At 66.1% G+C, this 13,184-nt stretch carries 13 protein-coding genes; 4 read left to right on the top strand and 9 right to left on the bottom strand.

Annotation, left to right across the window (positions count from 1 at the left end; all coding sequences use genetic code 11):
* The first annotated feature begins 149 nt into the window (after positions 1 to 149).
* The 3 genes from AC5Y5C_RS21405 to AC5Y5C_RS21415 all read left to right on the top strand — a co-directional run bounded on the left by AC5Y5C_RS21405 (position 150) and on the right by AC5Y5C_RS21415 (position 4,267).
* Positions 150 to 1,394, top strand: coding sequence for a glycosyltransferase (locus AC5Y5C_RS21405; RefSeq protein ID WP_499976290.1), 1,245 nt, complete (start codon positions 150 to 152; stop codon positions 1,392 to 1,394).
* 27 nt (positions 1,395 to 1,421) lie between these two features.
* Positions 1,422 to 2,897, top strand: a complete 1,476-nt coding sequence (locus tag AC5Y5C_RS21410) for an amidase (RefSeq protein ID WP_499976292.1) — start codon at positions 1,422 to 1,424, stop codon at positions 2,895 to 2,897.
* A gap of 143 nt (positions 2,898 to 3,040) precedes the next feature.
* Positions 3,041 to 4,267: an ankyrin repeat domain-containing protein gene (locus AC5Y5C_RS21415; RefSeq protein ID WP_499976293.1), complete on the top strand. Its 1,227-nt coding sequence runs from the start codon at positions 3,041 to 3,043 to the stop codon at positions 4,265 to 4,267.
* Here the strand turns inward: AC5Y5C_RS21415 and AC5Y5C_RS21420 are convergent.
* The 9 genes from AC5Y5C_RS21420 to dop all read right to left on the bottom strand — a co-directional run bounded on the left by AC5Y5C_RS21420 (position 4,264) and on the right by dop (position 12,225).
* A complete protein-coding gene (locus AC5Y5C_RS21420) occupies positions 4,264 to 5,073 on the bottom strand; it encodes an ABC transporter ATP-binding protein (RefSeq protein WP_499976295.1) in 810 nt (269 codons plus the stop codon). The two genes, AC5Y5C_RS21415 and AC5Y5C_RS21420, sit on opposite strands and share 4 nt — an antisense overlap.
* The gene (locus tag AC5Y5C_RS21425) at positions 5,057 to 6,085 is read right to left on the bottom strand and encodes a taurine ABC transporter substrate-binding protein (protein WP_499976296.1); all 1,029 of its coding nucleotides are present in this window, start codon (positions 6,083 to 6,085) and stop codon (positions 5,057 to 5,059) included. The genes AC5Y5C_RS21420 and AC5Y5C_RS21425 overlap by 17 nt, the downstream gene beginning before the upstream one ends.
* The gene (locus AC5Y5C_RS21430) at positions 6,082 to 6,948 is read right to left on the bottom strand and encodes an ABC transporter permease (protein WP_499976297.1); all 867 of its coding nucleotides are present in this window, start codon (positions 6,946 to 6,948) and stop codon (positions 6,082 to 6,084) included. The genes AC5Y5C_RS21425 and AC5Y5C_RS21430 overlap by 4 nt, the downstream gene beginning before the upstream one ends.
* A gap of 125 nt (positions 6,949 to 7,073) precedes the next feature.
* Positions 7,074 to 8,267 carry a hypothetical protein gene (locus AC5Y5C_RS21435; protein WP_499976298.1) on the bottom strand — a complete coding sequence of 398 codons (1,194 nt, stop codon included), beginning with the start codon at positions 8,265 to 8,267 and terminating at the stop codon, positions 7,074 to 7,076.
* On the bottom strand, positions 8,264 to 8,623 hold the full coding sequence (locus tag AC5Y5C_RS21440; RefSeq protein ID WP_499976299.1) for a hypothetical protein: 360 nt from the start codon (positions 8,621 to 8,623) through the stop codon (positions 8,264 to 8,266). Before AC5Y5C_RS21440 ends, AC5Y5C_RS21435 begins: the two co-directional genes overlap by 4 nt.
* Before the next feature lie 136 nt (positions 8,624 to 8,759).
* Positions 8,760 to 9,581, bottom strand: coding sequence for a proteasome subunit alpha (gene prcA / locus AC5Y5C_RS21445; RefSeq protein ID WP_499976301.1), 822 nt, complete (start codon positions 9,579 to 9,581; stop codon positions 8,760 to 8,762).
* On the bottom strand, positions 9,578 to 10,447 hold the full coding sequence (prcB, locus tag AC5Y5C_RS21450) for a proteasome subunit beta (RefSeq protein ID WP_499976302.1): 870 nt from the start codon (positions 10,445 to 10,447) through the stop codon (positions 9,578 to 9,580). Before prcB ends, prcA begins: the two co-directional genes overlap by 4 nt.
* Positions 10,444 to 10,638 carry a ubiquitin-like protein Pup gene (locus AC5Y5C_RS21455; RefSeq protein ID WP_030095612.1) on the bottom strand — a complete coding sequence of 65 codons (195 nt, stop codon included), beginning with the start codon at positions 10,636 to 10,638 and terminating at the stop codon, positions 10,444 to 10,446. The genes prcB and AC5Y5C_RS21455 overlap by 4 nt, the downstream gene beginning before the upstream one ends.
* Positions 10,639 to 10,728: 90 nt before the next feature.
* Positions 10,729 to 12,225, bottom strand: a complete 1,497-nt coding sequence (gene dop / locus AC5Y5C_RS21460) for a depupylase/deamidase Dop (RefSeq protein WP_499976305.1) — start codon at positions 12,223 to 12,225, stop codon at positions 10,729 to 10,731.
* Positions 12,226 to 12,317: 92 nt separating this feature from the next.
* Between dop and AC5Y5C_RS21465 the strand changes: the two genes are divergently transcribed.
* The gene (locus AC5Y5C_RS21465; protein WP_499976307.1) at positions 12,318 to 13,142 is read left to right on the top strand and encodes a class I SAM-dependent methyltransferase; all 825 of its coding nucleotides are present in this window, start codon (positions 12,318 to 12,320) and stop codon (positions 13,140 to 13,142) included.
* Positions 13,143 to 13,184: the final 42 nt, after the last annotated feature.

A 13,184-nucleotide genomic window follows, 5' to 3' on the forward strand; every position in this document is an offset into this window, starting at 1 on the left:
GTGAGGCCATCGGGAGCGGGGAGGCTGGCCTTTCTCAGAACCTTCTGTCTGGGTATCTCAGCAGCACGACCGACGATCCGATACGGTTCGGTGCGGGTTGGGCCCGGTTTCCGCACGCCGTATTGGCACACAACGACAAGGTTTCGACGATGCATATTGCGCTGTTCACCGATCTTCATCCCGAGAGCCTGGGTGGGGCGCAGATCTCGGTGGCCCGGCAGCGTCACGGCCTCGAGCGGCTGGGGCACAAGGTGACGGTGTTCACCGCACCACTGGCCCACACCGTCGACCCGGATCCGAACGTCGTCGAGGTCAAGCCCGTGCCTTTCGTGGCGGAGGCGATGCGCAAGCTCGGCAAACACGACGACTTCACCTTCGTATGGCCCGGAGCGGCGAACAAGGAGTTGATCGACAGGGAGCTTCGCGCCCGCGGACCCATCGACATCATCCATAGCCAGGGCGACCTGGGCGTCTGCATCGCCGGCGTGGAAGCCGCCCGCCGCAATGGCATCCCGGTGGTGCAGACCAAGCACACCCGGTACGACGTGTACTTCGAGAAGGCCAGCCCCAATCCCCTGCTGCTGGCGTGGATCTTCAGTCAAATGCAGGAGCGCCACCTGCCCAGGGATTTCCACCTGACGACGGTGCAGGAGTCCGCCGCATCGCGGCGGGCATGGCAGCTGATGATGGCTCAGGCACAGGCCGTGGACCACGAGATCACCCCGACGACGCACTTCGCCCAGGCACTCACCGACCGCGGTCTGCGCCGGCCCATCTCGGTGGTCTCCAACGGCGTCGACGACGAGCTGGTGGACATCGCTCGCGAAGCCGCGGACGACAAGCCGACCGACGAGGAGCCGCTGCGGCTGATCTGGTGCGGACGCCTGTCCCCCGAAAAGCGGGTGCTGGAGGCCGTGAAGGCAGCCACTCAGGTCAAGAACTGTGTCATGGACATCTACGGCGACGGTCACCTCGAACACGCCATCAAGAAGTACGTCGATTCCCACGGAGCCTCCAACCGGATCCGGCTGCGCGGCCGCGTCAGCCAGGACAGCTGCCTGGCGGCGATGGGAGCCAGTAGCGCTCTGTTGTTCACGTCCTATGGTTTCGACACTCAGGGACTGGTTCTGCTGGAAGCTATTTCGATGTCGACCCCGGTTATCTTCTGCGACGAAATCCTTGGCGAGTCGGTGCCCGACGGCGCTGGCCTCGTGACAGAGAACGAGTCCGTCGAGGCAATCGCGGCGGCCATCCGCGCACTGGCCGATGACCGCGGCAAGCTGCGGCAGATGACCGAGATTGTCGCCGCGCACCAGGACGCGCCGCGGCAGTCGCTGCAGACCGAGAAGATCGTCGCCATCTATAACGATGTGCTGAAGAAGGCCAACGCCTGATCGCCTGAAGCCGCATAGGCTGGCCGGGTGGATTTCTCCGAATACTCCCGACACGACGCCACCGGCCTGGCCGAGCTGGTCGCCACCAAGCAGGTCACCCCTGCCGAGCTGCTGGCCGCGGCCCGCGCCCGGTCCGTAGCGGTCAACGATGACATCAGCGCCATCGTCCGGACCATCCCCGAGGCCGATCAGCAGGTCGCCGGGGAACTGACCGGACCGTTCGCCGGAGTGCCTTTTCTCATCAAAGACCTCGGCCAGGACTACAAGGGACACCCGACGTCGGCAGGGTGCCGGGCGTTGTCCACACGCCCCGCGCCGGAACACTCCACCATCGTGCAGCGCTGGCTCGACGCCGGTCTCGTCATCTTCGGCAAGACCAACACCCCCGAGTTCGGCTCGAAGGGCATCACCGAGCCGGAACTCTTTGGGCCAAGCCGTAATCCGTGGGATCTGAACCGCACCCCGGGCGGGTCCTCGGGCGGTTCCGCGGCCGCCGTGGCCGCGGGGATCGTGCCGGTGGCAGGCGCCAGCGACGGGGGCGGGTCGATCCGTATTCCCGCGGGGTGCTGTGGCCTGGTGGGCCTCAAACCCGGTCGCGGTATCACCCCGATGGGGCCGGGGGCCGGCGAGCCCATGCACGGTGCGGCGGTCAGCGGCACCGTGTCACGAACCGTCCGCGATACCGCCGCGATGCTCGACATCATCGCCGGACCCGAGCCCACGTCACCGTATCTGCCCGCGATGCCCGAGGATTCGTATGCCTCGCAGGTGGGCCGGGATCCCGGCAAGCTGCGAATCGGGGTGCGCATCCCCACCGTCATCACCCCGAATCCCGATCCTGCCGCGGTGGCCGCGGTCGAGGCCACCGTGCGCATCCTGACTCACCTGGGCCACGAGGTGGAAGAGGTGAGCGCCCCCTACGACGACGGGCAGCTCGCCCGCGATTTCCTGCTGACCTGGTTCGTGCATGCGGCTTACGAGGTGGACGACACCAAGCGGCTCACGGGAGCAGGCGACGAGGGGTTCGAACGCGACACCTTGCTCATCGCCGCTCTGGGCCGGGCCACCAGCGGTCCCGATTACGTTGCGGCCGTGGAGCGCCGACACAACTATGTGCGGGACCTGGCCACCTTCTTCGGCGACTACGACCTCCTGCTCACGCCCACGCTCGCCAAGGCCCCGCCGCGGATCGGCGAGTTCAATCTCCCGGCGCCGCTGGCGGCGGTATCCGATCTCTTGCTGCGCACCAAGACGGCCCGCCTGCTCAAGTACGCGAACATCGTCGACAGCATGATCAACGACAACCTCGGCTGGGTCCCCTACACCCAGTTGGCGAATCTCACTGGCCGCCCGGCAATTTCCTTGCCGTTGTATCAGACACCGGAGGGCCTGCCGCTCGGCGTGCAGTTCGTCGCGCCACTGGGCGGCGAATCTCTGCTCATCCGGCTGGCCGCTCAGCTCGAAGCGACCGAGCCGTGGGCACACCGGCGCCCCACCCTCTAGCGCGGTAATGTGGACGCCGGGCGTGCAGGAGCGCCCGGTGTCCGCCCGAAGAGGCTCAGCCTCCCTGCCTTCGTTGACGTGGTTTACCCGACCTCTTCTCACACCTGGTCCCGCGGACATCGGGTTCACGAGAGGAGGCCGTCATGGCCAGCGCCCTTCCCACCAATCCGTCACTGGATCACGTCCGCGATGATGCGCGCACACTTCAGCGTGCGGTGCGAGCCGCGGACCCCGCGGCCATCGACACGGTGCGTCAGTACCACCCACGCCCCGATATCGCCTTGGCGGGTGAGCAATTCGCGCTGCACGATGCGCAGCTGACCATGGCCCGCCGCTACGGATTCACCGGCTGGCCCGCACTGGCGCGCTACGTCGAGCTTGCCGCCGGACTCAGCACCGATCCGAGCGCAGTCCATGAACCGGGCCTGGACACCGCCGACCGGTTCTGCGCCCTCGCCTCGTTGCGGTATGACGAGGACGACGAGCCTCCGCGCTGGCAGGCAGCGGCCGATCTGGTGGCCGCCGATCCCGCGCTGGTGGATCGGCATGTGTGGGCCGCCGCCTCCGCCGCCCACCCGGTCGCGCTCGCGCATCATCTGGCGGCGCAACCGGCACTGGCGAGCACGAGCGGTGGTCCGTACGACTGGCCTCCGCTGATGTACCTGTGCTACGGGCGGGCACCGCTGGGCCGCACCGTGGACGACACGGTGGCCGCGGCGCAGCTTCTTCTCGATGGCGGCGCCGACCCCAACTCGGGATATCTATGGCGTGGGCTGTCCACCCCGTTCACCGTGTTGACGGGAGTGTTGGGCGAGGGAGAGCAGGGTCCCGGACGTCAGCCCCGCCACCCCTTCGCCGATGCGCTGGCCACCGTGCTGCTGCAGCGGGGTGCACACCCGGCGGACCAGCAGGCCCTCTACAACAGGATGTTCCGTCCCGACGATTCGCATCTGGAGTTGCTGTTCTCCCATGGGCTGGCCAATGCCGGCCCCAGCCCTTGGGAGCGTCGCCTGGGCGAGGCCATGGAGACCCGCGAGCAGATGTGGCGGCGGCAGGTCGACTGGGCCGCCAAGCACGGGTTCGCCGACCGTCTGGAGCTGCTCGCACGGAACGGAATCGATACCGCGGGAGCCACTCTCGTGCCGGTCTCCTTCCCCACCGACGTCAATGCCCGCGACGAAGAGGGTGCGACGCCGCTGCACCAGGCGGCCTGGGCCGGTGACCTGGTGCTGATCCGCCGCCTTCTGGAGGCAGGGGCCGATCGCACGATGACCGATACCCGCTTCGGGTCGACACCGCTGCAATGGGCAGAGCACACATATCAGACCGAGGCCGCGGCGCTCCTGCGCGAGCACCCACACAAGGGCTAGGCGGCCGCGGCTTTCACGGCCTTGCCCACCTCGGTGCGCAGTTCGGAGTACTCGGGTGACCGGCGCAGATCGTCGGGGTCGATACCGGTTCTGGGCAGGTTCACCGGGATATCCAGTGCCACTTGCCCTGGACGGCGGGTCAGCACCACGATGCGCGATCCGAGGAACGCGGCTTCGTCGGCGCTGTGTGTGACAAACACCGTGGTGCGGCCCGACTCGGCACTGACCTGACGTACATCCTCTTGGAGGCGTTCTCGGGTGAGTGCGTCGAGCGCCGCGAAAGGCTCGTCGAGCAGAAACAGCGGAGTCTCCGCCGCGAGGGCGCGGGCGATCGCCACTCGCTGCTGTTGACCGCCACTGATCTCCCAGATACGCCGCCCCGCAGTGCCTTCCAGACCAACGCGGGCCAGCAGCTGGTCACGGCGCTGCACCCATCGCTCGCGGGGCACCTTCGCATATTTCAGGGCCAACTCGACATTTCCCCCGACCGTGCGCCAGGGAAACAGGCGCGGCTGCTGGAACACGACCCCCGAGGTGATGCCGGGCGTGGGTGCGTCGCCTGCCACCTGTACGGCCCCTTCGCTCGGCAACTCGAATCCAGCCAGGAGCCGCAGCAGGGTGCTCTTACCGCAGCCCGAGGCCCCGACCAGCACGAGAAAAGTCCCGGGATCGACGGTCAGGTCCACCGGTCCCAATGCCGTCGTCCTGGTTGCACCGCTGCCGTACCGGTGCGTGACACCGCTGATCTGTATCGACCCGCTATTCCGTTCCTCGGCAGCGGTTTCCACATTATCGACTAATGACACCGGGCAGACCCTTCGTGTAGACGGCATTCTCGAACGTCGAAAGCGGCGCCGCAGTGGGGATCTGCTTCTGCTCGGCCAGGAACTGCGACGCGCTCTGCAGATCCACGGCGATATGGCCCGGCTTTCCGTCCTCACCAAGCCATTTCGGCGAGGCGATCTCGCCGGGAGCGAGGTAGATGCCCTGCTTGAGCTGGCCGGCCACCTCCTGCGGGCTGAGCCCGTTCTCCGCGGCGATCGCCTTGGCGGCGGTGCTTGGGTCGTCGTGGATGAGTCTCAGCGCCCGCGCCTGCTGCTGGCGCCACACATCGACAATCTCCGGGTGTGCGTCGGCGAAGGCATTGGCCACCGCGGCGAGGTCCAGGGTGGGCTTGCTCCCCTGGGCCAGCTGTCGGCTGGTGATGAGGTCTCTGCCGTTCTTGCGCACCTGGTCCACCGTGGGCAACCAGGTGTAGACGGCATCCACATCGCCACGATCGAAGGCGGCCAGCGCGGCCTGCGGCTGCAGGTCCACCAGCTGGACATCCTTGGCCGACAGTCCATTCTGAGCCAATGCGGCCAACAGGCTGTAATGCGCGGTGGAGGCGAACGGGGTACCCACCCGCTTGCCCTTGAGACCGGCGATCGTCGTGACGCCGCTGCGATTGCTGGCCACCAGGGCCTCGTTGTCCCCCGCGACATCCAGGACGAACGCCACGCGGTAGGGGATGTTCAACGGAGCCGACAATCCTCGTGCGAAAGGACTCGAACCCAGGGATCCGAAATCCAATTCCCGGGCGATGAATGCGGTGTTCACGTCGGCGCCCGAGTCGAATCGTGTCCACTTGATGTTGTATTCGGGCAAAGCCGTTTCCAGCCAACGATTTTGCTTGACCACAAGGTCGCCGCTGGGGAAGTTCTGATAGCCGATCCGGATGGTCGGCTTGCCGTCCTGCAGGCCGGAGTGGTCGATGGCGCATCCGGACAACACCCCGATCGCCACCAGCAGCGCTGCCGCGATTCGGCCCGGTCTCATACCTTTCCCCTCCACGGCACCGCACGGCGTTCCACGGCGCGCAATGCCCCGTCGATCACCAGTCCCGAGATCCCGATCGAGAAGATTCCGACGAGCACCACCGGAGTGTTGTTGTAGTTACTGGCGTCTTTCACCAGGCCGCCGATGCCGGGTATGCCGTTGAACAATTCGGCGGCGACCACCGAGGAATAGGCCATACCCACCGCGAGGCGCACTCCGGTGAATGTCTCGGGCAGCGCCGAGGGGATGACGACGTCGCGGACCACCTGCCAGCGGGTGGCGCCCAGGGCGCGGGCGGCCTCCACCAGCCCTACCGGTGCCGCGACCACGGCTGCCGTGGTGGCGACTGCGGCGGGCGGCAGCGCCGCCAACGCCAGCAGGGTGATCTTGGGGGCCTCGTCGATACCCAGCCAGATGACCAACAGGAAGAAGTAGGCCAGCGGAGGCAGCGTGCGCAGGAAGGTCAGCCAGGGTTCCAGGACACTGCGCACCCAGCCGACCGACCCCATGACCAGGCCCAACAGCACGCCACCGGTGACACCGATGACAACACCGAAAAGCAAGCGGCGCAACGTCATATACAGGTGCTCGGCCAGTAGATAGCCGCCGTACCCATGGACGCCGTCGTGGTTGGTGGAGACCTCGATGAATGCGTTCCAGACGGTGCTCGGATACGGCACGAAGGTCTGGTTCCAGATACCGCTTGCGGCAGCCAGCTGCCAGATGCCGACGAAGGCGACCACCGACAACAGCGGCAACGCGGCACTGGTCAGCCGCCGGCGCCATTGCGACGGGCGCGCAGTGGCTTCCGTCGATTCAGCGGGCGATTCTTCCGGGGGAACGATGTCAACGAATACGGACACTATGCAGACGGCTTTCTGTGACTAGGCGCGGTGGGATGGCGTCAGGCAACAGCAGCAATCAGCAGAGGTCGTCGAAGGCACCCGGTATTGATACCGGCGCAAACCCCGCCCTTCAAGGGTCCGACTCAGCGCGAACGAAACCCATGCCGCGGCGGCGGTCCGAAATCGTCGTCGGTGGCATCGACCTCCCATAACCCGATGACCGGAGCGGCACCCTTGGGCAACTCCCCCAGCAGCTCTCGTGTGTTGTCGCCGTTCACGAGATACCTCGGGCTGTAGTGCTCGTTTTCGTCACCGCGCCGCTGGTTTGCGTGCGCCGGATAGGCACCCATCATCGGCATCATCGCGCCCCACGCCCGTGTCGCCGCCCCCGCGCCAATACCGCTGCCATTGGCCACCGTGGGTGCCGCACCGAACGCCGGCATCCGGTCGGGAGAAAGTGGCTGTCGGCCCGTCGGTGTCGCCGTTTCGAACCCAGCACTGCGGGTTGGGTTCTCGCGCCAGAGCGGATCGCGCATCCAGTTCTGGCCCGCATAGACGTCGTCCTCGCCAGACTCGTCCGCCTCCGATCCGGAGGACGTTCCCACCCCGAAATCTCTGTCCCGGAATGGGTTACCCGGCATTCCCGCCACCGTGAGAGGCGTCTGCAGCGGCATACCGCCGTTGGCCGGGGGCACCGCCGACTGCGGGTTCGACTCCGGGCCCCACCGTGCCAGGAATTCCCCGGCCCGCTCGGCCTGCTCATCCGCCAGCCGGTCGGGCACCGCGTCCGCGTCCGCGTCGGCGCCGGATCCGAACCGGAGCCGTTCCCGAGGGCCGATCAGCTCGGCAACCGCATTACCGGCCTGCACCGCCGGGCCGCTATACATGGTGCGCACCTGAGCCAACGCCTGCTCCCAGAGGTCGAGGTTCTCGGCGACCGGCGTCGCCCAACCAAGGTCCACGCCCATCCGTCCGGCCGGGGCGCCGGCGGGCGGGGACGCGATCTTCTGTTGCAGTTCACTTGTCGCCCCTGCCAGCACCTCCAGGCCAGCGGACAGCGTGGACGCACGCCGCAACGCAACACCCGAGTTTTCGACGTACGCCCGCATAGTGCCCAGTGCTGCCTGCGCCCCGGGGCCGCTCCAACTCTCATCGATCATCGCGGCCACATCCTCCAGAAAGGTTGCGAACAGCGAATCAAGTTCCCCTAGAGTACTTTTCCATTCGTCGGCGATACGCTGGATACCCTCGGGCGCCATCCGCGCCTGCAAGTCCATGATTGATTCGTGGCTCCACTTGTCGCCATGCCATTCATCGGGCCGTACGGTGCCGCTCATCGCGCCGACGTCCGGGAACGCTGGGCGGAGCATCTGTCGGTTTCCAGGTAGGCATCACCGATGCGCCGGAAGGTCTCGGCGAACTCAGTGAGCGCCGTTCGGTGCTGCTCGAGGACGGCGGCCAGAGATCCCGTCGGCGCCCGGACCGTGTCCTGTACGACCCGGCCCCACCCTCGGCCTTCTTCGCAGTCGCCAAAGATGGCGTGGCTGACCGGCGCGAATGTGTCCAGGCGCGCGAGCACCCCCGCAAATGAGCTCCGCAGCAGCTCACAGCGGGTGGCCAGCGCCTCACAAGTACCGTCTGCGAGCCGCAGCGTCGCGAGATCGATATACGTGTCCTGATCTTTGATGGACATTGCTACTCCTACCTGGGGGAATACGGTTTCGATACCAGGTAGGACCGCCAACATGCGCGCGCGGTTTCGCCGATTTCAGGCTGTGGATAACTTCCGGGACGTCGTTCCGGCCATTGCCGAGCCGAAACCGGGCGAGCTAACTGTCCTTGGGGTCTTTGGAGCCCTTGGAGCCTTTGGGATCCTTGGTGTGCTTGGAATCACCGGACTCGGGCGCGGGATCTCCCCCACCCTCGGTCTGCCCTGGTGCGAAGTCCTCGGGCAGAAGCGCCTCCAGGGCTGCGCCCTTGATCCGCCGGAACGCCCGGCGCGGACGACTCTGCTCCAGCACCGCGACTTCCAGGCCGCCGAGCACCCGGCCCTCGGAGCTGCCATTGGCTGCACCGGCCCCGGCCTGCAGCGCCTTCACCGCGAAACCCACCGCGTCCTTGAGCGTGGTCCCCTCGGCGTAGCTCTCCTTGAGCGAGTTGATCACCGGCTCGGTGTTCCCGCCCATGACCACCCAGTGCGGCTCATCGGCGATCGACCCGTCATAGGTGATCCGGTACAGCACCGGGTCGGTGTCCCGGCCCTGGTGCGCCACCTCGCCGACACACAATTCCACCTCGTACGGCTTGGCCTGCTCGTTGAAGATGGTGCCGAGCGCCTCGGCGTAGATATTGGCCAGCTGACGTCCACTCACATCGCGGCGGTCATAGGCATAGCCGCGCATATCGGCCCACTGAATACCGCCGCGGCGCAATCGGTCGAACTCATTGAACTTTCCGACAGCGGCGAAACCCACCCGGTCGTATACCTCGCTGACCTTCTGCAACGAGTTGGACGGGTTCTCGGCGACAAACAACACTCCGTCGGCGTAGGTGAGCGCCACGACCGAACGACCGCGGCTGATTCCCTTGCGCGCCAGCTCCGAACGGTCGCGCATGAGCTGCTCGACCGACGCATAGTACGGAAAGGTCATGACTTACCTCCCGATTCACGCAATTCCGATTCGGCATGTGCCGCTTCGGTCCGCTTCTCGATGACCTCGCGCGCGATCCATTCGATATCCGCCTCGGGCACCCGGACCGCTCCCCCGGAATCGATCCGAACCGCCGTCGGGAACACCCGGCGCACCAAATCCGGTCCGCCCGTTGCCGAATCGTCCTCGGCGGCGTCGTAGAGCGATTCCACAGCCACCGCCAGGGCACCCAGCGCGTCGCCACCAGGCTTGTACAGCTTCTTGATCGAGGACTTGGCGAACATCGAGCCCGAACCCACCGCCTGGTAGCCGTCGCTCTCCACGTGCCAGCCACCGGCCACATCGAAAGACACGATGCGCCCAGCGGTTTCACCGTTGGGGTCGTCGATGTCGTAGCCCACCAACAGCGGCACCGCCACCAGACCCTGCATGGCCGCCGCGAGATTGCCGCGCACCAGCGCCGAGAGCCGATTGGCCTTGCCGTTGAAGGTCAGCGGCACACCTTCGAGCTTCTCGTAATGCTCCAGTTCGACGGCGTACAACCGCGCGAATTCGACGGCAATGGCGGCAGTTCCGGCGATACCGGTCGCGGAGTAGTTGTCGGTGATCTGCACCTTGTCGATATCGCGGTTGGCGATGTAGTTGCCCTGGGTAGCGCGCCGATCACCGGCGATCAGGACTCCACCGCGGTACGTGAGCGCCACGATGGTGGTGCCGTGCGGCAGGTTCGCGATCACTTCGCTTGACGCCTTTCCGACCGCCGGAAGCAACTCCGGGGCCTGAATCCTCAGGTACTCGGAGAACGACGAAAGGTGCGAGTGCCGGGTGAACTGCTGGGGCGTGATCGAGTCATCGCGCCAGATCACTGGCCACCCTTTTGGACGTACGCCCGCACGAAGTCCTCGGCGTTCTCTTCCAGCACGTCATCGATCTCGTCGAGCAGATCGTCGGTGTCCTCCGCCAGCTTTTCGCGGCGCTCCTGCCCGGCCGGTCCTCCCAGGTCGGTGACATCGTCCTCGTCACCGCCACCACCGCGCTTGGTCTGCTCCTGCGCCATCGCTGCCTCCTGACTGCTAGGTCGGTCTTGTTTAGCCTACCGGGCAGCGCCGACGACGTGACGTTTCGCTGGCGTGCGTCGCCGATCGCGTTACGTGGTGAGCTGATCGACCAGTTCAGCAGCCGAATCGACCGAGTCCAGCAGCGAGCCTACGTGGCTCTTGCTGCCGCGCAGCGGCTCCAGCGTTGGAATCCTGACAAGCGAATCCCCGCCCAGGTCAAAGATCACCGAGTCCCAGCTGGCGGCGGCGATATCGGCACCGAAACGGCGCAGGCACTCGCCACGGAAGTAGGCGCGGGTATCCGATGGAGGCCGGGTCACCGCGTCCAGCACCTGCTGCTCGGTGACCATCCGCTGCATGGAGCCGCGGGCGACCAGTCGGTTGTAGAGGCCCTTGTCGAGGCGCACATCGGAGTACTGCAGATCGACCAGGTGCAGGCGCGGCGCCGACCAGCTGAGGTTCTCGCGCTGCCGGAAGCCCTCCAACAGTCGCAGCTTGGCGGGCCAGTCCAGCAAGTCGGCGCATTCCATCGGATCGCGTTCCAACAGGTCGAGAACCTTGGCCCACACCTGCAGCACGTGGTCGGCCTGCGGATCCGGATCGCGGGACGCGACAAGTTCGGCCACCCGTTCCAGGTAAATGCGCTGCAGCGCAAGCGCCGTGAGCTCCCGGCCGTCCGCGAGTGCCACGGTGGCCCGCAGCGACGGATCGCGGCTGATCACGTGCACCGCGTACACGGGCCGCGCCAGGGCCAGGTCCGACAGGTCGGCCCCGGATTCGATCAGGTCGAGTACCAGGGCGGTGGTGCCCACCTTCAGGAATGTCGACGTCTCGGCGAGGTTCGCGTCCCCGATGATGACGTGTAGCCGCCGATATTTGTCGGCGTCGGCATGCGGCTCGTCGCGCGTGTTGATGATGCCCCGCTTAAGGGTGGTCTCCAGACCGACCTCAACCTCGATGTAGTCGGCACGCTGCGACAACTGGAAACCCGAGTCGTCACCGGACGGCCCGATGCCCACGCGACCGGAGCCCGTGACAACCTGGCGCGATACGAAGAACGGGGTGAGGCCGGTGATGATCGCCGAGAACGGTGTCTGTCGGTCCATCAAGTAGTTCTCGTGGGTGCCATAGGAGGCACCCTTGCCATCAATGTTGTTTTTGTAGAGCTGCAGCCGGGCCGCACCGGGCACGCTGGCGACGTGTCGCGCAGCGGCCTCCATCACGCGCTCACCGGCTTTGTCCCAGATGACGGCGTCCAAGGGGTTGGTGCATTCGGGCGCCGAGTACTCCGGGTGCGCATGATCGACGTACAGGCGAGCGCCGTTGGTGAGGATCATGTTGGCCGCCCCTACCTCGTCGGCGTCGACGATGGGCGCCGGACCGGTGGTGCGCCCCAGGTCGAAGCCGCGGGCGTCGCGCAGCGGCGACTCCACCTCATAATCCCAGCGGGTGCGCTTGGCCCGCTGGATCCCCGAGGCCGCGGCGTATGCCAGCACCGCCTGTGTGGAGGTGAGGATCGGGTTGGCGGCGGGGTCCGTGGGTGACGAAATGCCGTATTCAACCTCAGTACCGATGATCCGTTGCATGACGTTCAGCCTAGAGAGGCGGCGCTGAACACCACGCCGGGGACTGTTCAGACTCCTCTGCGCGCCACCGAATCCGCAGTAGCGTCGGCCTCATGAGCCAGCCCGAGAAGATTCATGTTGACCTCAGTGGAGCACCGCAGACCATGCTGGCGACGTTCTACGCCAAGGCGCTGGATGCCGATCTGCCCACGCCGATCCTCGGGGACCGGCTGGCCCGCGACATCGCCAACCGCATTGACTACGACTGGTCCAAGACGACCATCACCGCAGGCAGGTCCCCCGCCGTAACGACTCGCTCCGCGCATTTCGACAACTGGGCTCGCGCCTTTCTGTCCAGATACCCCGAGGCCGTCGTACTGCATCTGGGGTGCGGTCTCGACGGCCGCTTCTTCCGGCTGAACCCCGGTCCGGGGATCGAGTGGTACGACGTCGATTACCCCGATGTGGCCACACTGCGCAGCCAGCTCTACCCCACACACGACAACTACCATGTGGTTTCCGCATCGGTGACCGATCCGGCGTGGCTTGCCGACATTCGGGGCGACCGCCCGGTGCTGGCCATAGGCGAAGGCCTGACCATGTACCTGACAGAGGCCGACGGCATCGCACTGTTTCGCCGGATCGTTGATCACTTTCCCTACGGGGAGCTGCAATTCGACGCGTTCAACAGGTTCGGCATCAAGACACAGTGGTCGAATGCGGTGGTCCGACGCTCCGGCGCCACGCTGTATTGGGGCATCGACGGTCCCGAAGACCTCATTGGTGCGATACCCAAGCTACAACTGCTCGACTGGGAGTCGCCATTCGATTCGGAGACATTCCGACAGACCAAGACCGCGTATCGGCTTCTGGCGAAGGCAATGTCACTGTCGCCGACACTGCGATACATGGCGCAGTACCACCGCTACGCGTTCTGAGACGTTGGGGTTGGCCGCGACGGTCCTTGCCGTTTCGGGGCC

It is taken from the genome of Mycobacterium sp. NGS15 (assembly GCF_059813245.1).

Excerpts from the sequence above, each read along its gene's own strand:
- dop (WP_499976305.1), bottom strand. The coding sequence starts at position 12,225 with ATGCAACGGATCATCGGTACTGAGGTTGAATACGGCATTTCGTCACCC.
- AC5Y5C_RS21405 (WP_499976290.1), top strand. The coding sequence starts at position 150 with ATGCATATTGCGCTGTTCACCGATCTTCATCCCGAGAGCCTGGGTGGG.
- AC5Y5C_RS21435 (WP_499976298.1), bottom strand. The coding sequence starts at position 8,267 with ATGAGCGGCACCGTACGGCCCGATGAATGGCATGGCGACAAGTGGAGC.
- AC5Y5C_RS21425 (WP_499976296.1), bottom strand. The coding sequence starts at position 6,085 with ATGAGACCGGGCCGAATCGCGGCAGCGCTGCTGGTGGCGATCGGGGTG.
- AC5Y5C_RS21455 (WP_030095612.1), bottom strand. The coding sequence starts at position 10,638 with ATGGCGCAGGAGCAGACCAAGCGCGGTGGTGGCGGTGACGAGGACGAT.
- AC5Y5C_RS21465 (WP_499976307.1), top strand. The coding sequence starts at position 12,318 with ATGAGCCAGCCCGAGAAGATTCATGTTGACCTCAGTGGAGCACCGCAG.
- prcA (WP_499976301.1), bottom strand. The coding sequence starts at position 9,581 with ATGACCTTTCCGTACTATGCGTCGGTCGAGCAGCTCATGCGCGACCGT.
- AC5Y5C_RS21415 (WP_499976293.1), top strand. The coding sequence starts at position 3,041 with ATGGCCAGCGCCCTTCCCACCAATCCGTCACTGGATCACGTCCGCGAT.
- AC5Y5C_RS21440 (WP_499976299.1), bottom strand. The coding sequence starts at position 8,623 with ATGTCCATCAAAGATCAGGACACGTATATCGATCTCGCGACGCTGCGG.